This is a genomic window from Lysobacter sp. Soil_N_23 (genome assembly GCF_057656135.1).
On record NZ_JBDGKY010000015.1, the window covers coordinates 40817 to 60661 of the forward strand.

Below are 19845 nucleotides of genomic sequence, written 5' to 3' on the forward strand. Positions count from 1 at the left end.
TGCCGCGAAGGCGGCCAGGGGTACCTGTCGCTGAATGGGTGACGGCGCTGCTGAACCCCGCCGCCGAACTTCGGTCAAACTGGTCCTGCCCCGCATTCGAGACCCCCATGGACCGCCGCAGCGACGACCTGCCCCGTGTGCACGATGCCTTCCGCGCCCTGCGCGAGGCGCTTTCGGCCGAGATCGTCGGCCAGGCGGCGCTGATCGAGCGGCTGCTGATCGCCCTGCTGGCCGACGGCCACCTGCTGGTGGAAGGCGCGCCGGGCCTGGCCAAGACCAGCGCCATCCGCGCGCTGGCGGCGCGCATGGACGCCGAGTTCGCCCGCGTCCAGTTCACCCCGGACCTGCTGCCGGCCGACCTGACCGGTACCGAAGTGTGGCGGCCGCAGGAAGGGCGCTTCGAGTTCCAGGCCGGGCCGATCTTCCATCCCATCCTGCTCGCCGATGAGATCAATCGCGCGCCGGCCAAGGTCCAGTCGGCGCTGCTCGAAGCCATGGGCGAACGCCAGGTCACCGTGGGGCGCGCGACCTACGCGCTGCCGGCGTTGTTCCTGGTGATGGCCACGCAGAACCCGATCGAGCAGGAAGGCACCTTCCCGTTGCCGGAAGCGCAGCTCGATCGATTCCTGATGTACGTGCGCATCGGCTACCCCGAGATCGCCGCCGAGACCGAGATCCTGCGCCTGGCCCGCGAGCGCGCGCGCGTAGCCTTGCACGCACCGGCGCCGGTGGTCGAGCGCATGCCGCTGTCGGATGTCTTCGCTGCGCGCGCGGCCGTGCTCGAACTGCACCTGGCGCCGCCGGTGGAGCGTTACCTGATCGAACTGGTGCTCGCCTCGCGCGATGCCGCGCGCTACGACCCGGCGCTGGCTCGGCGCATCGCCTGGGGCGCGAGCCCGCGCGGCTCGATCGCACTGGAGCGCTGCGCGCGTGCGCACGCATGGCTGGCCGGCCGCGCCTTCGTGACGCCCGACGATGTCCGTGTGGTCGCGCCGGACGTGCTGCGCCACCGCATCCTGCCCAGCTACGAGGCCACGGCCGAGGGCTGGGACGGTGATCGCCTGGTGGCCGAACTGCTGCAGCGGGTGCCCTTGCCCTGAGCCGATGGCCCGGAGTGGATGCGATGACTTCGATGCGCAATGGCGACGACGACGCGGTTGCCGTGGGCAATGGCGTAACGCCATCGCTGGCGGAGCTGGTGGCGCTGCGTTCGGTCGTCACCGCGCGTGGCCAGGCACGCCGTGGTCGCTTCGGCGTGAGCGGGCATGCACTGTCGCCGCTGCGCGGCCGCGGCATGGAATACGCCGAGTCGCGTGAATACTCCAGCGGCGACGACGCACGCCACATCGACTGGCGACTGACCGCGCGCACCGGTCGCGCCCATACCAAACTGTTCCAGGCCGAGCGCGAGCGGCTCAGCCTGATCGTCGCCGATACCGCGCCGGCGCTGTACTTCGGCACCCGCGTTCGCTTCAAGTCGGTGCAGGCGGCGCGCGCGGGCGCAATCGCTGCGTGGGCGGGCGTGCGCGACGGCGATCGTATCGCTGCCCTGCGCGGCAGCCGTGCCGAAGCGCCGGTGGCGCCGGCGGCAGGGCCGCGCGGTGCGCTGCGCGTGCTCGATGCCCTGGTGCGCTGGTATTCGCAGCCACCGTCGGACGATGCCGGACTGGATGTCGCCCTCGATCATGCGCAGCGACTGCTGCGACCCGGTGCGCGACTGCTGGTGCTCGCCGATGCGCAAAGCGTGGCAGCCATCGCGCAACGACGCTGGCCGGCACTGTCCCAGCACCATGAAGTGATCGTGCTGCTGTTGACCGATCCATTCGAGGACGCGCCGCCGAAATCGCCTTTGCCGTTCCAGAGTCACGACACCCAGGGCCGCGACACACGGATCGAACTCGACCTGGCCTCGGCCGCGCAGCGGCAGGCCTGGCGCAACGAGTTCGCGCGACCGATGGAACAGGTGCTGGCGCAGCTCCCGGCTGCCGGTGTCCGCGTGCAGGCGCTGTCGACGCAGATGGCCAGCGAATCGTGGCTGCCACTGCTGGGCCGCAACCGGCCGCTGGTGGCGTGATGGGTGGCAATGCGCTGGTCCTGCGCGACATCCACTCGCTGCCGGCGCCGCCGTGGTGGCCGCCGGCACCGGGATGGTGGTTGCTGGCGGCGGTGCTGCTGGCGTTGATCGTGGCCGTGGCATGGGTCATGCGGCGGCGGAGCCGCCAACGTCAGGCGATCACCGAATTGTTCGATCGCAGTGTCGACGCCGCCGGCTCACCTGCCGCGCAGGTGGCGGCGATGTCGGACCTGCTGCGTCGTGCCGCGCGCCGTCGTGACGCCGGGGCCGACCGCCTGCAGGGCGAGGCATGGCTGGCGTTTCTGGACGCGCAGACGTCGTCGCGGCGAGGTTCCGCGACGACCGAAGAGTTCAGTCGCGGCCACGGCCGCCTGCTGCTCGACGGAGGCTATCGGCGCGATGTTGCCGCCGCTGACGTACAAGCACTGCGGACGCTGGCACGAGCCCGCTTCCTGCAATGGATGGGCGCGCAATGATCGATTCGCTGCTTGCCCCATGGCACTGGCTGGTCGATACCTTCGCCTGGCCGTGGTGGTTGCTCGCGCTGCCGCTGCCGTGGCTGGCGCGATGGTTGCTGCCGCCCGCGCGCGGCAGCGTGGCCGCATTGCACGTGCCCTACGGCGAGCGCCTGCAGCGTGTCGCCGCGGCCGGTCGTCGCGGCTTCGGCGGCAGTGCCGGCGCGCTGGCCTGGCTGGGCTGGATACTGCTGTGCGTGGCCGCGGCGCGGCCGCAACAGCTGGGCGAAGCCGTGCAACCGCCGCAGGCCGCGCGCGACCTGATGCTGGCGCTGGACCTGTCGGCGAGCATGCGCGAGCCGGACATGGACCTGGGCGGGCGCACCGTCGATCGTCTCACCGCCGCCAAGGCGGTACTCGCCGATTTCCTCGATCGTCGCGGCGGCGACCGCATCGGCTTGATCGTGTTCGGTCGTCGCGCCTATGCGCTGACGCCGCTCACGCTCGACCTCGATTCCGTCCGCGAACAGCTCAACGACAGCGTCATCGGCCTGGCCGGGCAGGAAACCGCCATCGGCGATGCCATCGCCCTGGCGGTCAAGCGCCTGCAGGCACGACCGGCCGAGCAGCGCGTGCTCGTGCTGCTCACCGACGGCGTCAACACCGCCGGTCTCCTCGACCCGGCCAAGGCCGCGCAGATCGCGCGTGCCGAAGGGGTGCGCGTGCACACCATCGCCTTCGGCGGCGAAGGCTCGATGTCGCTGTTCGGCGTGCCCATGCCGATGCCGGGCGCCGGCGATGAAATCGACGAGGCCGGCCTGCGTGCGATAGCCAAGACCACCGGCGGTCGCTTCTTCCGCGCCCGCGATACCTCGCAGCTGGTCGACATCTACGCCGAGATCGACCGGATCGAACCGGTCCGGCAACCGGGGCAGGCGCTGCGCCCGCGCATCGAGCGCTATCACTGGCCGCTGTCGGCGGCCTTTGCCTGCGCCTTGCTCGCCTTCGCATGGCCGCGGCGGAGGCTGGCATGAACCTGCCCGTCGCGCTCGACATCACCGCGCTCGACATGGCCGCGCTGCACCTTCTGCGCCCGCAGTGGCTGTGGGCATTGCTGGCGCTGCCGCTGCTGGCATGGTTGTGGCGATGGCGGCGGCATCGCGCCAGCGTCTGGCACGACGCCGTCGATGCGCACCTGTTGCCGCACCTGCTGGCGCAGCGCGGTGATGCGCGTGCGCGCTGGGCGAGCGGACTGGCTGCACTGGCGTATGCGGTCGCGGTGCTGGCACTGGCCGGACCGAGTTGGCGCCAGGTCGCGCAACCGTTGTGGGAAAGCCGGGCGCCGCTGGTGATTGCCCTGGATCTGTCGAGCGCGGCCACGGCCGCGGACGTGCCGCCATCGCGACTGGCGCAATCGCGCGCAAAGATCTCCACGCTGCTGCGCGAGCGCGCCGGCGGGCAGGTGGCGCTGGTCGCCTACGCCGGCGATGCCTTCACGGTCGCACCGTTGACCGAAGACACGGCCAACGTTGCGTTGTTCCTCGATGCGCTGGCGCCGGACGTGATGCCGGTCGACGGCCAGCGCGCCGATCGCGCCATCGACTGGTCGGCGCAACTGCTCAAGCGCGCCCGCTTCGATCGCGGCGACATCGTCCTGCTCACCGCGCAGGCCGACGAGCCCGCGCGCGATGCCGCCGCCCGTGCCGCCAGGCAGGGTTACAGCGTGTTCGCCCTGGGCATCGGCAGCGCTGCCGGGGCGCCTTATCGCCGCAGTGACGGCAGCTTCGGCCAGGCGCGCCTGGATGCCGCAACGCTGCGCGCGCTGGCGGCCGCCGGCGACGGCAGATACACCGCGCTGGCGGAAGGCGACGACGACCTCAGGGCGCTGGGCATCCTCGATCCGCGGCAGGACGATGCCGCCATTGCCCGCGGCAAGGGCATGGCCTGGCAGGACCAGGGCTACTGGCTGCTGCCGCCGTTGCTGTTGCTGGCGCTGTTCGCGTTCCGGCGTCGCGCCGTGATGTTGTTGTTGCCGCTTTGCCTGCTCTGGCCTGGCTCGCGGGCAATGTCAGCGGAGTTGTGGCGTCGCGCCGACCAGGTCGAGCATGCACGCATGGAGCAGGCGTCGCAGGCCTACCGGCGTGGCGATTTCGCCGAGGCCGCGAAACTCTACGGCGATGCCCACGATGCCGACGCCCATTACAACCGCGGCAACGCATTGGCCAAGGCCGGTCAGTACCCGCAAGCGATTGCCGCCTACGACGAAGCACTGAAGCGACAACCCGGCATGGACGACGCGATCGCCAACAAGCGGGCGGTCGAGGCAGCGATGAAACGGCAGCAATTGTCAAAGTCGAAGAACGACTCGAATTCAGGCCAGTCGAAGCCCGGTCAGTCGCAGCCATCGCAGGATGCAAAGGGCAATCCCTCGCAGCAGGCGGGCAAGGGCCAGGAGCAGCAGCGAAAACCCGCACAGACGCAGCAACAGTCGCAGCAGCAAACGAGCAAGCCCGCCGATGCCCAGTCCCAGCGCGATGCCGACGCCGCCCAGCGCGAGCGCATGCAGCGCGCGTTGCAGCAACAACAACGCAACGGCCAGCAGGAAGCGCAGCGTCGCGCCGGGCAGGCCAACGAAACCCCGCAGCAGCGCGAGCAGCGCCTGGCCAACGAGGCCTGGTTGCGGCGCGTGCCCGATGACCCGGGCAGCCTGTTGCGCGAGAAATTCCGGATCGAGCAGGAGCGCCGTCTGACCGAGGGCCAGGGACCGCAATGAGTGCCATCGCAGACAAGAAACTTCGATTCCCGTCGGCGCGCATGCTGTTGCGTCTGGCCGCCTGGCTGTTGTTGTCGACCGCGAGCCTGGCGGCATCGGCGCAGACCCGCGCCTGGCTCGACCGCGACCGCATCGCCCTGGGCGAAACGGTCACGCTCAACATCGAGACGACCTCGACGGCGGCATCGGAGCCGGACTACGCACCGCTGCAGACGGACTTCACCGTCAGTGGCCACACCAGTCGCCGCGAGTTCGAAAGCATCAACGGCCGCAACAGCATGCGTCTGCTCTATGCAGTGGCGTTGCGGCCGCGACGCGACGGCGTGCTCACCGTGCCCGCGCTCGCCCTCGGCAGCGAACAGACGCAACCCTTGTCACTGGTGGTCACGCCCAACGGCGGCCGTGCGACGGGCCGTGCCGGCGACGACGTCTTCATCGAAAGCCAGGCCGATGACGACGATCCGTACGTGCAGCAGTCCGTCGGCTGGGTCGTGCGGTTGTACTCCGCCGCGCCGCTGGTATCGGGACAGCTCGACCAGCCCGCCCCGGAGGGCGCCTCGCTGCAGCGTGTCGGTGACGATGCCCAGTACCAGCGCGACGTCGGTGGTCGCCGCTACAGCGTGGTCGAGCGCCGGTACCTGCTGGTGCCCGAGCGCAGCGGTACGCTGACGATACCCCCGGCCAGCTTCGAGGGCCGCGGCGCCGGCGGTTTCTTCGACGACCTGTTCGGCAGCAATCGCGGCGCCCTGCAGGCGCAGTCCGCACCGCGCTCGCTGCAGGTGCGACCGGTGCCCAACGATGCGCCACAGCCGTGGCTGCCCTTGCAGGATCTGCAACTGCGTTACCAGTCGACCCCGCAGGAACTGCGCGCGGGCGCGGCGGCGAGCCTGGTCGTGGAGGCGGTGGCCGACGGCGCCACCGCCGTGCAGATGCCGGAACTGCAGTTGCCGGCGATCGATGGCGTGCAGGTGTTCGCCGAACCGGTTCAGGCCGACGAACGTTTTGTCGACGGCAGGCCGCGGGCAAAGTTGACCCGACGTTTCTCACTGGTGCCCTCGCGCACGGGCAAGGTCCAACTGGCCGGCATGCGCATGAGCTGGTGGGATGTACGCGCCGGCACGGTTCGCACCGCCACGTTGCCGGCGTTGTCCTGGACGGCGCTGGCGGGTGCCGCGCCCGCGACGGCAGCGGCAACTCCCGCCACGGCCTCGCCGGCGCCGGCTGACACCGCGGCTGCCGACACCGGTTCGCCGCTGCTGGCGATTCCGGGCGCCGGCAAGGCTTGGGTGCTGGCGACGCTGCTGTTCGCCGCCCTGTGGCTGTTCACGCTGGTCTGGGGCTTGCACCGCGGCGATGCGCGGGCAGCGGCCGCCGCGCCTGCGACTGACACCGAGGCGCCCACCGGCAACGACCTCAAGCAGGCGCTCGACCGCGGCGCGCTTGGCGACGTGGCCGAGGCCTTGTGCGCGGCGGCGAGGCCACGCGCGCAGGATCTGGAAGAGGTACTCGCCCGTCTGTCCGATGCCGAGCAGCGCGCGGCGGTGGAGGCCCTCCAGCGTGCGCGCTGGGGCGACGGAGATGGCGTCGCCGCACGGCAGCAGCTGCGCAAGGCGTTCGCATCCGGTCCGCGCTGGCGCGAGCGCTCCGTCGACGCTCCTTCGCCATTGCCGCCGTTGTACCCGCCTGCACCCGACCGGTCCGGGCGACTGCGCGGTTGAGCGGGGAAGGCGCCGCCGGGCGGTTTGCTAAGCTCGCGCGGTTCCCCGAGGAGTTGCAGGATGAGTGATTCGAACACCAGCGCCGGCAAGGGCAAGCTGCCGCTGCACTGGAAGATGGCGATCGGCTTCGTCGCCGGCCTGCTGCTGGGCCTGGTCGTGCACTACGGGGTCGGTGCCGATGCAGGTTGGGTCAAGACGTTCACGACCTACGTGACCCAGCCCGCCGGCACGCTGTTCCTGCGCCTGATCTTCATGCTGGTGATCCCGTTGCTGTTCTCGGCGCTGGTCATTGGCGTCGCCGAAATGGGCGACGTGCGTGCGCTGGGCCGCATCGGCTGGCGCACGCTGGGCTACACGGTGGTCGTCTCCGGCATCGCGGTCATCCTCGGACTGCTGCTGGTGAACTGGCTGCAACCTGGTGCCGGCGTCGATCCTGCACGCGCGCAGCAACTGCTCAGCGAAGGCTCCGAGCGCGCCAGCGCCATCGTCGGCAGCACCCATGCCCAGCCCAAGGGCCTGGACATGCTGGTCGCGATCGTCCCCGACAACATCGTCAAGGCCGCCGCCGACAACACCATCCTGGCGGTGATGTTCTTCGCCCTGATGCTCGGCATCGGCCTGGTGCTGACCCGCACCAAGGCCACCGAAACCCTGCAGCGCGGCATCGAAGGCCTGTTCGAGGTGTCGATGACGCTGATCGGGATGGTCATCAAGCTGGCGCCGTACGCGGTGTTCTGCTTCATGTTCAACCTGGCGGTGCTGTTCGGCTGGGAGCTGCTCGGGAGCCTGGGCGCCTACGTCGGCGTGGTGGTGCTGGCATTGGCGCTGCACATGTTCGTGGTCTATTCGCTGGTGCTGAAGTTCGCCGGCGGTTACTCGCCCAGGAAGTTCTTCAAGGGTGTACAGGAAGCGATGGTGATGGCCTTCTCCACGGCCTCGTCCAACGCCACCCTGCCGACCGCGTTGCGCGTGGCCGACGAGCAGCTCGGCCTGCCGCGCCGGGTCTCGCGCTTCGTGCTGACCGTGGGCGCCACCGCCAACCAGAACGGCACGGCGCTGTTCGAGGGCGTGACGGTGCTGTTCCTGGCGCAGTTCTTCGGGGTCGAGCTGACCCTGGTGCAGCAGGCCACGGTGATGTTCGTCTGCATCCTCGGCGGCATCGGCACTGCCGGCGTGCCGGCCGGCTCGCTGCCGGTGGTGGCGCTGATCTGCGGCATGGTCGGGGTGCCGCCGGAGGGCATCGGCCTGATCCTGGGCGTCGACCGCTTCCTCGACATGTGCCGGACGACGCTCAATGTCACCGGCGACCTGATGCTCGCCACGGTGGTCTCGCGAGGCGAGCCGGCGGAAGTGCCGGCCGAACCGGCCACGGCCTAGGTCTCCGGCAGGGGGGCAGGCCCTCCCTGTCCTTTTCCTGCCCCCGGCCGCGAGCCGGGGCGACAGGGCGGCGAGTCAATGGGACAATGGCGGGCCCGCCCGGCCCGGCTTCGACCGCCAGGTCTCGCGCAAGGGCCCCTCCCCGCAGCCGAAGACCCGCCCCGACGCCATGACGACGCCCAGCCGCCGCGAACTAGCCAACGCCATCCGCTTCCTTGCCATCGACGCCGTGCAGGCCGCCAACTCCGGCCACCCCGGCATGCCGATGGGCATGGCCGATATCGCCGAAGTGCTGTGGAACGACTACCTCAGCCATAACCCGAGCAACCCGAACTGGTTCAACCGCGACCGCTTCGTGCTGTCCAACGGCCACGGTTCGATGCTGCAGTACGCGCTGCTGCACCTGTCGGGTTACGACCTGTCGATCGACGAGCTGAAGAATTTCCGCCAGCTCAACTCGAAGACTCCGGGCCATCCGGAAAACTTCATGACGCCGGGCATCGAGACCACCACCGGCCCGCTCGGCCAGGGCTTTGCCAATGCCGTCGGCATGGCGCTCGCCGAGAAGCTGCTGGCGCAGCGCTTCAACAAACCCGATCACAAGATCGTCGACAACCGCACCTGGGTGTTCATGGGCGACGGCTGCCTGATGGAGGGCATCTCGCACGAGGCCGCGTCGCTGGCCGGCACCTGGGGCCTGCACAAACTGGTCGCGTTCTGGGACGACAACAAGATCTCCATCGACGGCAACACCGACGGCTGGTTCACCGACAACACGCCGGCGCGCTTCGAGGCCTATGGCTGGAACGTCGTGCGTGGCGTCAATGGCCAGGATGCCGCGGAGATCAAGACCGCGATCGAGACCGCGCTGAAGTCGACCGACAAGCCGACCCTGATCTGCTGCCGCACCACCATTGGCTTCGGCTCGCCTGCCAAGGCCGGCAAGGAATCCTCGCACGGCGCGCCGCTGGGCAAGGACGAAGTCGTCGCCACGCGCCAGGCGCTGGGCTGGGAGTACGGTCCGTTCGAGATTCCCGAAGCGATCTACGACGGCTGGCGCGTGCGCAGCACCGGTGTGCAGCGCGAGGCGGAATGGAACCAGCTGTTCGCCGCCTACAAGAGCCAGTACCCGGAACTGGCCGCCGAGCTGACCCGTCGCGCCAGCGGCGCGCTGCCGGAAGGCTTCGTCGAGGCCGCCGATGCCTACATCGCCAAGCTCCAGGCCGAAGGTCCGGTGATCGCTTCGCGCAAGGCTTCGCAGATGGCGATCGAGACGTTCGCGCCGTTGCTGCCGGAGCTGATCGGTGGTTCGGCCGACCTGGCGCATTCCAACCTGACCCTGTGGAAGGGAAGCAAGTCGGTCGCCAGCGACGATCCCAACGCCAACTACATTTACTACGGCGTGCGCGAGTTCGCGATGACCGCGATCAGCAACGGCCTGGGCCTGCACGAGTGCTTCATTCCGTACGACGCCACCTTCCTGGTGTTCAGCGACTACGCGCGCAATGCCGTGCGCATGAGCGCGCTGATGGGCGCGCACGCGATCCACGTCTACACGCATGACTCCATTGGCCTGGGCGAGGACGGTCCGACCCACCAGCCGATCGAGCACATGGCGTCGCTGCGCTACATCCCGCACAACGATCTGTGGCGTCCGTGCGATGCGGTCGAGTCGGCGGCTTGCTGGAAGGCGGCGATCCTGCGCGACGATGGCCCGAGCTGCCTGATCTTCTCGCGCCAGAACCTGGCCCATCAGCAGCGCAACGAGCAGCAGGTGGCCGATATCGCCCGCGGTGGTTATGTGCTGAAGGATTCCAATGGCGCGCCGGAGGTCATCCTGATCGCGACCGGTTCGGAAGTGGGCCTGGCGATGGATGCGGCGGCGCAGCTCGGCGACAAGGTGCGCGTGGTGTCGATGCCGTCGACCAACGTGTTCGATCGTCAGGACGCGGAGTACCGCGAGTCGGTGCTGCCGCGCGATTGCCGCAAGCGTGTGGCGATCGAGGCCGGCGTGACCGGCTTCTGGCACAAGTACGTCGGCCTGGACGGTGCGGTGATCGGCATCGACGATTTTGGTGCGTCGGCTCCGGCGGAGAAGCTGTTCCCGGAGTTCGGGTTCACGGTCGACAAGGTGGTCGAGGCGGCGCGCGCGCTGGGTTGATCTTTTCCGCTGCGATCGCGGGGGGTTGAAAGAAGCGGCTTCGGCCGCTTCTTTTTTGGCTCGACAGCAGGTGATTGCCCGTCGTCCCGAACGCAGTGAGGGACCTGCTGGTGCTCGCTGTTGCGGATTGGGCTTGCGTCTGCGGACGACGCTTCGGCAATTCGTTGCGTGGTCTTCGGCGGCCCTCACCCCAACCCCTCTCCCGTAAACGGGAGAGGGGCTAAAGAAGACCGTCATCCCCACGAAGGCGGGGACCCAGCGTCGTTGCTCCATGCCCGTCATTCCCGCGAATGCGGGAACCCATGGACGTTGCTCTTCCCCTGCTGCTCGCGCCTCAACACTCACTCGCAGTCTGCACCAGCCCCAGATTCAACAGGCGCGCCTCGATCCGCTCACCGAGGTTGGAAGGCGCTGCCAGGCCCATGCGCTCCAGCGCCTCCCGGTCGGTTTCCCGCGCCGAAAGAGCACGCCACAGCGTGCGCAACTTGCCCGAGCGCGTCGCCGTATTCGCCTTCAGCCATCCCAGCGCCTTTACCAGCCGCTGCTCGACGTCGGTAAAGTCGCTGCCCAGCGGATAGTCGGGCAGGGTGCCGTTGCGGCGGTACGGTCGCAGCGCAGCCTGCAGCGACTGCGCGGTGTTGCCGGCAGCGTGTGCGGGCAGGACGAAATCACGGCGCACCTTGCCAGCGCCGCGCGCGGTCTCCAGCAGCGGCTGCTGGAAGCGCGCGTCGCAGATCGCCGCCATCGCCATGATGCAGTCCTCGTCGCTGCGGCCGCGCACGTCGGCGACGCCGTACTCGGTGATGTAGATGTCTCGCAGGTGACGCGGGATCGTCGTATGGCCGTAGTTCCAGACGATGTTGGAGGTGGTCGCGCCACTGGATTCGCGGCTGGCGCGCAGCAACAGCACCGAGCGCGCGTCGGGCAGCGCGTGCGCCATGGCGACGAAGTTGTACTGGCCGCCGACGCCGGAGACGACTCGACCGTCCTCGAGCGCATCCGACACCGCCGCTCCCAGTGCGGTCGCCATCATGCAGGTATTGAAGAAGCGGGCGTCGCGACGCTGCAGGCGCTCCAGGGTCTCGTCGCCGCCGTAGAGTTCATTGACCTCGCCGACGCGCTTCATGCCGATGCCGCGACGCTCCTCGTCGCTCAGCTCGCGCAGCCACTGGTAGAAATCCGGTGAGCCCAGGTAGAAGGCGCCGTGCAGGAACTCGCCTTCGTGCTGCAGTCGCTCCAGGTCTTGTGCACTGGCATGGCCGTCGGCGATGCGTTGCATCAACCCGCGATCGTCGACGACCTTGCGCGACAACACGCCGACCTCCACCAGGCGGCGGAAGCCTTCGTTGATCATCTCGCTGCAGCCGTACAGGCCCTGCGCGAACGGCGCCAGCGCCGGGTCTTCGGCCTGCGCCGAGCCAAGGGCACGCAGCACCGCGCGATAGGCCGCGTTGTCGGTGTGGCGCAATACCAGGGCGTGGCACAACGCGTCGGCCAGCGCGCCGATGCCGATCTGCAGCGTGCCGCCGTCGCGCACCAGGGTGCTGGCGTGGAAGCCGATCGCGTAGTCGACGTCGCTGACCGGCTGGCGCGGCAATCCGAACAGCTTCGGGTAGGGGCCGGGCGGTTGCACGATCGCGTCGAAGAATCCGGCATCGACTTCCGCGCTGCCTCCGAGCCAGGGCAGTTCCGGGTCGACTTCGGCGATCAGCAGCGGCCGCGGCAGGCCGCGTGCGGCGATTGCGTCGAGCGCATCGAAGGTGAGGTCGGTGTTGCACGACAGCGACATCCGGCTGCCGTCCGCCGAGCGTGCCACCTTCTGCACGATGGCGTTGAGGCCGCGATCGGCGAGGGCGCGCGCGACGTGGGTGTAGTTGAGGCTGGCATAGCGCCGCTGCACCTGCGTCGAGCCGAGCATCGCGCCAGACTGCAGGTAGAACTCCTCAATCTTGATGTGCGATGGCAACGCATCTCGCTTGGCCGCCTGCACATAGGCCAAGCGCGGGAAGTCGTCGCCGAAATGGCGTTGCGTGAACGGCTTGATGAAGCGGTCTTCCAGGCCCTTGCCGCCGCCGGGCGGATCCAGTGACAGCGCGGTGTACAGATGCAGGGGGCGCGATGGATCCTTCTCGATCCGCGCATACAGCGCGTTGAGCAGGCGATGCGGTTTGCCCAATCCCAGCGGTGCGCCCACATGCAGCGGGCCGTGGCGGACAGTGAGCAGAAACTCGACCGCGGAGTCGAGCGAGTCGAACAGGGTGGGGGCGGGGCGTTCACTCATGGCAACAGCCTATGCGCTGCGTGTGTAGGCGTTGCCAAGAAGAAGCCTCACCTGCGCGCCACCAGACGGGCCAGTTGCGAGCCTGCCAGCAGCGCGCCGACGAATACAGCCGATTCCAGCGTGCCGTGCGCGAGGTTGGCAAGGGCCGGGCCGGGGCAGTAGCCGGCGATGCCCCAGCCGACGCCGAACAGCGCGCTGCCTAGCAGCAAGCGGCGGTCTATCGTCGGCGCCGGTGGCGCCGGCAACGGAGCGTCCGACAACGTGCGGCCGCGGCGTCGCACCCAGGCGAAACCCGGCAATGCCACGGCCAGTGCGCCGCCCATCACCAGCGCCAGCGAAGGATCCCAATGCCCGGCCAGGTCGAGGAAGTTCAGGACCTTGTCCGGGTCGGTCATGCCCGACACCGCCAGACCCAGGCCGAACAGCGCGCCGGCGATCGCGCCGTGGACGATCAGTCTCATGCCACACCTCCGATCACATGACGCAGCAGGTAGACGGTGAAGAAGCCCGCACCCATGAACACCAGCACCGCCAGCAGCGAGCGTTTCGACAGCCGAGCCAGTCCGCAGATGCCGTGCCCGCTGGTGCAGCCGTTGCCCAGGCGCGTGCCGAAGCCGACCAGCAGGCCGCCGGCGAGCAGCCAGGGCAACGGAAAGCCGTTGCGGCCGGGCGAGCCGGACCAGGCGAACCATGCGCCTGCGGCGGCAACAAGCGCGACCAGGAATGCGATCCGCCAGCCGCGACCGGTATCACCGTCGACGGTGCTATTGAGGATGCCGCTAATGCCGGCGATGCGGCCCAGTGCGAGCAGCAGCCAAGTGGCGGCCAAGCCGATCAGGGCGCCGCCGATCAGGGCCGAAACAGGGGTGAACTGGGTTGGCATCTGGACGGGCCGATCAAAGCTGGTCGAGTGGAATCTTGAGGTAGCGCACGCCGTTGTCCTCCGGTGCGGGCAACGCGCCGGCGCGGATGTTGGCCTGCACCGCGGGCAGGATCAGCGCCGGCATCGCCAGCGTCGCATCGCGGGTCTCGCGCAGGGCGACGAACGCGTCTTCCCCGGTACCTTCGCGGACATGGATGTTGCTGCGCTTCTGCGCGCCGATCGTGGTTTCGCACGCCACTTCGCGACCGCCGGGGCCGTAGTCGTGGCAGACGAATACGCGGGTGTCGTCGGGCAGGGTGTGGAACAGATGCCGTATCGAGCGGAACAGCGTGCGCGCATCACCGCCGGGGAAGTCGCAGCGTGCCGTGCCGGCATCGGGCATGAACAGCGAGTCGCCGGTGAACAGCGCATCGCCGATCAGGTACGCGCAGCTGTCGCACGTATGCCCCGGCACGGCAGTCACGCGCGCTTCGAGCGTGCCGATGCGGAACAGTTCGCCGTCCTCGAACAGGTGATCGAACTGCGAACCATCGACCGGGAAGTGCTCGCCGAGGTTGAAGATCGGGCGAAAGGTTTCCTGCACCTTGCGGATGCCTTCGCCGATCGCCAGCCTGGCCTGCGGCCACTGCGCCTTGAGCCAGTGGCCGCCGCTGAGGTGGTCGGCGTGTGCGTGTGTTTCCAGGATCCACTGCACCTGCAGGTCGTGATCGCGCACGTAGTCGAGCAGCTGCTGCGCCGACGTCGTCGAGGTGCGCCCGGCCTTGGCATCGAAATCCAGGACCGCGTCGATCACCACCGCGGCCTGCCCGGCGGGTTCGTGCACGACGTAGCTCCAGGTGTTGCTGTCGGCGTGGAAGAACGGCTGGACCTGGGGTTTCATCGTCTTGTCCGGGGTGGAACCGTGCCGGCAGTCTAGGCCGGTATGGGCCTTAGCGTCGGGCAAGCGCTGCGTTGAGGGTCGCCGCGAGCTCGGCGCCGGCAAGCCGCAGCTGCGCCTCGGCCACGGGGCGCCATGCCAGCAGGTAGTCCGGGCCGATCTTCGCGCGGGCCGGATAGAAACCCGGGCGCCTGACGATCGCACAGGAGGCTTCGGCCCAGGCCGCGGACTGCGGCGGCAGGGGCTTGCCGGCCGTCGGCGTCGCCGCCGGCATCGCGCGCAGGCGTTGCAGGTAGGACGGCTCGTCCAGACCGGTGTCCTTGAGCATGCCGCTGTCCCACAGCGAATGCAGGTTGCTACCGCTACCGTCGAGGCTCACCTGGAAGTCGTTGCCGCCCTTGTCGTGGCCATAACCGGCATGCAGCGGCTGGTGGACATCACCGACGAAATGGACGACGAACTTCAGCGCCTGCAGCCGTTCCGCCTTCGGTCGCTTCGTGTCGGCGAGGATCGCGGTCTGCGCGCGGATCGCCTCGACCACGCAGTCGCCGTTGCGGCAATGACGCGGCTGCTCGTAGACGCAGCCGTCCTCGGCGATGTTGACGTAATGCCACTTGCCGGTGCGCTTGCCCAGGTCGGGGTCGTTCTCGCGCAGGTCGTCGGCCCAGTTGGCGATGCCGGCCAGGGTCGGCTCCGGTTCGCCTTCGAGCAGTTGCAGGGCGGCTGCGCGGGCAGCCGGGGTCATCCCGTCCCAGGCCAGCGACGCGACCAGGCGATGGCCGAGCCGGCCCCACGCGGCAGCGGGGGCGGGCAGGAGGCTGAGGACAAGCAGGAAGGCGGTGAGGGCTCTGATCATGGCGCGCACTTTAGCCGACCTGCGATGACACTCCTTTGCGTGGCGGGGTGTTCGCGGCTGAAACGCGGCCCCGGAACGCCATGATCAGAACTTCATGACGTAGGCAGCGCCGTAGACGATCGGGTCGATCGCGACCGTGCCCAGCCTGGCGCCGTCGAGGGCGACATCGGTATCGATGTCGATCCAGCGTGCGTCGATACGGATCGCGCCGCGTTGCCCGACCGCAAAGTCGACGCCGGCATGCGCCGCCAGGCCCCAGGAGTCGTCGAGCTTGAGCTTGCTGCCGGCCAGCGCACCCGTGGTGTCCTCGCTGAAGAACGCGGTGTAGTTGATGCTCGCGCCCACGAACGGCGAGATCTTGCCTTGGCCGTTGAAGTGGTACTGCAGCGAGACTGTAGGCGGTAGCTCCTTGGTGCTGCCGACCCGGCCCAGGCCGACGATGTTGATGTCGTGCTCGAACGGCCAGGCGGCGAGGACTTCCACGCCGAGGTTGTCGCGCACGAAGTATTCGAAGGTCAGGCTCGGCTTGAAGTCGCGGTCGACGTCGACGTCGAGGGTTCCGCCGGCCAGGCGGCCGTTGTCCGACTTGGGGTCGACGGCGTGGACGCCGACGCCCAGGGTCCAGTCGCCGGCGGACTGGGCCAGGGCGGGGAGGGCGGCGCTGCCGAGGGCGAGTGCGACGGCGCAGGACAGAAGCGGCTTGTGCATGGGGGAGCCTCGTTGTAGGAGGGCTCCAGTGTCTGCAGGAGCCTGCGGACGCGCTTGATCCGGATCAAGTCGCCCCTGATCAAGTCGCCCTTGAGCCGCGGTGACCCTTTCATCCCGGGCCCGCGGGCGGGCCTGTTAGAATGGGCGTTCCCCGTCCATCCGCCGCGCCGGGCGCGGCCGCAGGAGTTTTCCAGCTATGACCATCAAGGTGGGTATCAACGGCTTCGGCCGCATCGGGCGCAACGTGCTGCGCTCGGCCGTGCAGAACTTCAATGGCGAGATCGAGATCGTCGCCATCAACGACCTGCTGGAGCCGGACTACCTGGCCTACATGCTCAGCTACGATTCCGTCCACGGCCGCTTCAAGGGCGACGTGAAGGTCGAGGGCAACACGCTGCTGGTCAACGGCAAGAAGATCCGCCTGACCCAGGAGCGCGATCCGGCCAACTTGAAGTGGGATGAAGTCGGCGCCGACGTCGTCATCGAATCCACCGGTCTGTTCCTCGACAAGGTCACCGCGCAGAAGCATCTCGATGCCGGCGCGAAGAAGGTCGTGCTGTCGGCGCCGTCGAAGGACGACACGCCGATGTTCGTCTACGGTGTGAACCACACCAAGTACAACGGCGAGGCGATCGTTTCCAACGCTTCGTGCACCACCAACTGCCTGGCGCCGATTGCCAAGGTCGTCAATGACAAGTGGGGTATCAAGCGCGGCCTGATGACCACGGTGCACGCTGCCACGGCGACGCAGAAGACCGTCGATGGTCCGTCCAACAAGGACTGGCGCGGCGGCCGCGGCATCCTGGAGAACATCATTCCGTCCAGCACCGGTGCGGCCAAGGCCGTTGGCGTGGTGATCCCGGAGCTCAACAAGAAGCTCACGGGCATGGCCTTCCGTGTGCCGACTTCTGACGTGTCGGTGGTCGATCTGACGGTCGAGCTGGAAAAGCCGGCGACCTACGCCGAGATCTGCGCGGAGATGAAGGCGCAGTCGGAAGGCGCGCTCAAGGGCATCCTGGGCTACACCGAGGACAAGGTCGTGGCGACCGACTTCCGCGGCGACGTGCGCACCTCGATCTTCGACGCCGAAGCCGGCATCGCGCTCGACGGCACCTTCGTCAAGCTGGTCAGCTGGTACGACAACGAGTGGGGCTACTCGAACAAGTGCCTCGAGATGGTCAAGGTTGTCGCCGGCAAGTAAGGCGCGCACCTGCTGCATCACGGACAAGGCCGGCATTTTGCCGGCCTTGTTTTTTTGGTTCTCCCTGCCCCTGCGTGAAGGCTCTCGGTGCTTGTCGTCCCGAACGTAGTGAGGGACCTGCTGGTGCTTTTGCGTGTTGCGTGTCGGGCTTGCGTCTGCGGAGCGGCGTCGTCCGCCGGGCCGGGGATTGCTCCGCCCCTTGGTCGGACATCCTGTCCGAATGCGGGGCGCGGGCCATCCATGGCCCGCTGCTGCGCAATCCCCGGCCCGGCGGACGACGCTTCGTAGTTTCGTTGCATGGTCTTCGGGGGCCCTCACCCCAACCCCTCTCCCGCAAGCGGGAGAGGGGCTAAAGAAGACCGTCATCCCCGCGAAGGCGGGGACCCAGCGTCGTTGCTCTGATGCTCGTCATTCCCGCGAAGGCGGGAACCCATGGACGTTGCTTCGGTTCTCCGCCAGCAAGGCGCGGCTCACCTTGTTTTCCGAACGGAACGCCCCCAGCTATGGCCGCAATGAGCGAATCCAGACAGCTTGACGAGCAACAGCTGGCGACCCTCGTAGACCGCTTCTACGAGCAGGTCCGCGTCCATCCGGAACTCGGCCCCGTCTTCAATGCCGCCATCGACGACTGGCCCGAGCACAAGCGGCTGCTGACGTCGTTCTGGTCGTCGGTCCTGCTCGGCACGCGCAGCTACCGCGGCCAGCCCATGGCCGCGCATCGGCCACACCCGATCCGCCCCGAGCATTTCGACCAATGGCTGTCGCTGTGGCAGAAGACCGCGGAGTCGCTGCTTGCACCCGAGCACGCCGCGCTGGCCTGCGAACACGCCAGCAAGATCGGCTACAGCCTGCGCTACGGCCTCGGCCTGCAGGAACGCAAGGGCGCCCTGCCGCTCGGCGTACCCATTGCCGGAAGCGCCTAACCGAACTTCTGCATCTTCGGCCACGCCTGCTGCCACGGAATGCGCAGGTCGCGGCAAATGAAGATGTCGGGGTGGTCGCGCGTTTCCTCATTAGGCACGTTGTAGCGATTGCGGACCCGACCGGCGAACACGCAATGGGCCGGTGCATCGGCGATGTCCGCGGGTGAATCGCCGAGCACTATCACCGTCTGCGGCGGCGTCGCACCATAGCCCTTGTACCAGTACGAATTGACCGGACTGATCGCCATCGGCAATCCCAGCTTCGGTCCATACAGGTTGATTGCCCCGGCCTCGCCGTAGTTGTTGGTGAACACCGCGGTGTGCTCGCGCTCGGCTGGCGGCAGTTCGTGGTAGATGCGCGCGACTTCCTCCACCAGCTCCGGCCATCCGATCTGCTCGGCGAAGTTGTCGTGCGCCGCCCGGCTGATTCGCCAGCCGGTTGAATTGACTTTGGCAAACTGCAGGCCGATCAATCCGCTGCCTATGGCCATCGCCACGACCCACACGGTCAGCAGGGCGGTGCCGGTGAGCGCGTAGCCTGCGCGCAACGGACCCTGCCGGTGCAGGAACTGCTCGATCGCGACGCAACCGGCCGCAAGCAGCATCGGATAGGCGCCGGCCAGGTAGTAGGAGCGGCCTTGGGCGAGCACGAACAGCAGCAGCGGTACCAGGTACATCCATGCGACCACCGCGTAGCGCCGGCCTGCCTTGGACAGCACCAGCCACGCCAGCCCGGCCAACCAGACTGGCAGGGCCATGAGCCCAGCGTTGCCGTACAGCTGCTCGATCAGGAAGTCCTTGGTACGGCCGATGCGCACATCGCGCGCATGGATCGACTGCAGGAAATCCAGCGAGATGAAGTCGTACCGCCACTGCCACAGTGCATTGGGCAGGAACAGCAGCAGCGACAGCACCGCACCGAGCCACAGCCAGCGGCTGCGCAGGTGCGCGCGCAGCGGCGTTGCCAGCGTCGCCACCACTATCCCGGCGACGAAGAACACCATCGTGTACTTGGTCAGCATGCCCAGGCCGATGACCGCGCCGATCGCCAGCCACCACCGCGCGTCGCCGCTGTTGACCAGTCGCAGCACCAGCCAGGCCAGCAGCACCCACCACAGGTAGTCGATGCTGACGTACTGCATCAGCCCGCCGGCGACCATCGAGAACGGCGCCAGTGCGGCGAACAGCGCAGCGACTATCTGCGTGGCGCGGGTGCCGCCCATCTCGCGCGCAATCAGGCCGGCGAGCACGGCGGCGATGCTTTGCGCCAGCGCCGCGAACACACGGAAGCCGCTGAGCGAATCGCCGAACAGCTCCAGCGAGATCCGCGCCAGTGCCGGCGTCAGCGGCGGGTAGGCGACGTAGCCCCAGGCCAGGCTGCGCGCATCGTCGAGCAGCGCCAGCTCGTCGCGATGGAAGCCATAGTGCTGGTTGCTGAAGAGCCGCAGGACGAACAGCGCGATCGCGATCAGGGCGAGCCAGACGACATGGCTGCGGGGTAAGCGCATTGGCGACATGGCAGCGACGATTCCCGTCAAGGATTTCGGCTATTTAGGCC

General features: G+C 68.4%; 17 protein-coding genes. 10 read left to right on the plus strand and 7 right to left on the minus strand.

Annotation, left to right across the window (positions count from 1 at the left end; genetic code table 11):
• Positions 1–107 precede the first annotated feature (107 nt).
• The 8 genes from AC3A3X_RS12325 (at position 108) to tkt (ending at position 10558) form a co-directional block, all read left to right on the plus strand.
• Positions 108–1100, plus strand: a complete 993-nt coding sequence (locus AC3A3X_RS12325; RefSeq protein ID WP_487583316.1) for an AAA family ATPase — start codon at positions 108–110, stop codon at positions 1098–1100.
• Positions 1101–1123: 23 nt separating this feature from the next.
• Positions 1124–2074 (plus strand): DUF58 domain-containing protein, encoded by a 951-nt coding sequence (locus AC3A3X_RS12330; RefSeq protein ID WP_487583317.1) that lies wholly within the window; start codon positions 1124–1126, stop codon positions 2072–2074.
• Complete coding sequence (locus AC3A3X_RS12335; RefSeq protein WP_487583382.1) at positions 2074–2550, plus strand: DUF4381 family protein; 477 nt, start codon at positions 2074–2076, stop codon at positions 2548–2550. Before AC3A3X_RS12330 ends, AC3A3X_RS12335 begins: the two co-directional genes overlap by 1 nt.
• Positions 2547–3563 (plus strand): vWA domain-containing protein, encoded by a 1017-nt coding sequence (locus tag AC3A3X_RS12340; protein ID WP_487583318.1) that lies wholly within the window; start codon positions 2547–2549, stop codon positions 3561–3563. Before AC3A3X_RS12335 ends, AC3A3X_RS12340 begins: the two co-directional genes overlap by 4 nt.
• Positions 3560–5302 (plus strand): tetratricopeptide repeat protein, encoded by a 1743-nt coding sequence (locus AC3A3X_RS12345; RefSeq protein ID WP_487583319.1) that lies wholly within the window; start codon positions 3560–3562, stop codon positions 5300–5302. The genes AC3A3X_RS12340 and AC3A3X_RS12345 overlap by 4 nt, the downstream gene beginning before the upstream one ends.
• Positions 5299–7020: a BatD family protein gene (locus AC3A3X_RS12350; RefSeq protein ID WP_487583320.1), complete on the plus strand. Its 1722-nt coding sequence runs from the start codon at positions 5299–5301 to the stop codon at positions 7018–7020. The genes AC3A3X_RS12345 and AC3A3X_RS12350 overlap by 4 nt, the downstream gene beginning before the upstream one ends.
• A gap of 60 nt (positions 7021–7080) precedes the next feature.
• Positions 7081–8397, plus strand: a complete 1317-nt coding sequence (locus AC3A3X_RS12355; RefSeq protein WP_487583321.1) for a dicarboxylate/amino acid:cation symporter — start codon at positions 7081–7083, stop codon at positions 8395–8397.
• A gap of 169 nt (positions 8398–8566) precedes the next feature.
• Positions 8567–10558 (plus strand): transketolase, encoded by a 1992-nt coding sequence (tkt, locus tag AC3A3X_RS12360; protein ID WP_487583322.1) that lies wholly within the window; start codon positions 8567–8569, stop codon positions 10556–10558.
• A 334-nt stretch (positions 10559–10892) separates the two neighbouring features.
• On the opposite strand, the gene AC3A3X_RS12365 is transcribed toward tkt, so the two are convergent.
• The 6 genes from AC3A3X_RS12365 to AC3A3X_RS12390 form a co-directional block, all read right to left on the minus strand.
• Complete coding sequence (locus tag AC3A3X_RS12365; RefSeq protein ID WP_487583323.1) at positions 10893–12839, minus strand: acetyl-CoA hydrolase/transferase C-terminal domain-containing protein; 1947 nt, start codon at positions 12837–12839, stop codon at positions 10893–10895.
• A 47-nt stretch (positions 12840–12886) separates the two neighbouring features.
• The gene (locus AC3A3X_RS12370) at positions 12887–13300 is read right to left on the minus strand and encodes a DUF6691 family protein (RefSeq protein ID WP_487583324.1); all 414 of its coding nucleotides are present in this window, start codon (positions 13298–13300) and stop codon (positions 12887–12889) included.
• Entirely contained in the window at positions 13297–13722 is a 426-nt protein-coding gene (locus tag AC3A3X_RS12375; RefSeq protein ID WP_487583325.1) for a YeeE/YedE family protein, read from the minus strand. The genes AC3A3X_RS12370 and AC3A3X_RS12375 overlap by 4 nt, the downstream gene beginning before the upstream one ends.
• A 13-nt stretch (positions 13723–13735) precedes the next feature.
• The gene (locus tag AC3A3X_RS12380; RefSeq protein ID WP_487583326.1) at positions 13736–14602 is read right to left on the minus strand and encodes an MBL fold metallo-hydrolase; all 867 of its coding nucleotides are present in this window, start codon (positions 14600–14602) and stop codon (positions 13736–13738) included.
• A gap of 49 nt (positions 14603–14651) precedes the next feature.
• Positions 14652–15455 (minus strand): S1/P1 nuclease, encoded by an 804-nt coding sequence (locus tag AC3A3X_RS12385; protein ID WP_487583327.1) that lies wholly within the window; start codon positions 15453–15455, stop codon positions 14652–14654.
• A gap of 84 nt (positions 15456–15539) precedes the next feature.
• On the minus strand, positions 15540–16163 hold the full coding sequence (locus tag AC3A3X_RS12390; protein WP_487583328.1) for an OmpW/AlkL family protein: 624 nt from the start codon (positions 16161–16163) through the stop codon (positions 15540–15542).
• 196 nt (positions 16164–16359) lie between these two features.
• On the opposite strand from AC3A3X_RS12390, the gene gap reads away from it, so the two are divergent.
• Positions 16360–17364 (plus strand): type I glyceraldehyde-3-phosphate dehydrogenase, encoded by a 1005-nt coding sequence (gene gap / locus AC3A3X_RS12395; protein ID WP_487583329.1) that lies wholly within the window; start codon positions 16360–16362, stop codon positions 17362–17364.
• A gap of 512 nt (positions 17365–17876) precedes the next feature.
• Positions 17877–18287, plus strand: a complete 411-nt coding sequence (locus AC3A3X_RS12400; protein WP_487583330.1) for a group III truncated hemoglobin — start codon at positions 17877–17879, stop codon at positions 18285–18287.
• On the opposite strand, the gene AC3A3X_RS12405 is transcribed toward AC3A3X_RS12400, so the two are convergent.
• Positions 18284–19795, minus strand: a complete 1512-nt coding sequence (locus AC3A3X_RS12405; RefSeq protein WP_487583331.1) for a glycosyltransferase family 39 protein — start codon at positions 19793–19795, stop codon at positions 18284–18286. The two genes, AC3A3X_RS12400 and AC3A3X_RS12405, sit on opposite strands and share 4 nt — an antisense overlap.
• Positions 19796–19845: the final 50 nt, after the last annotated feature.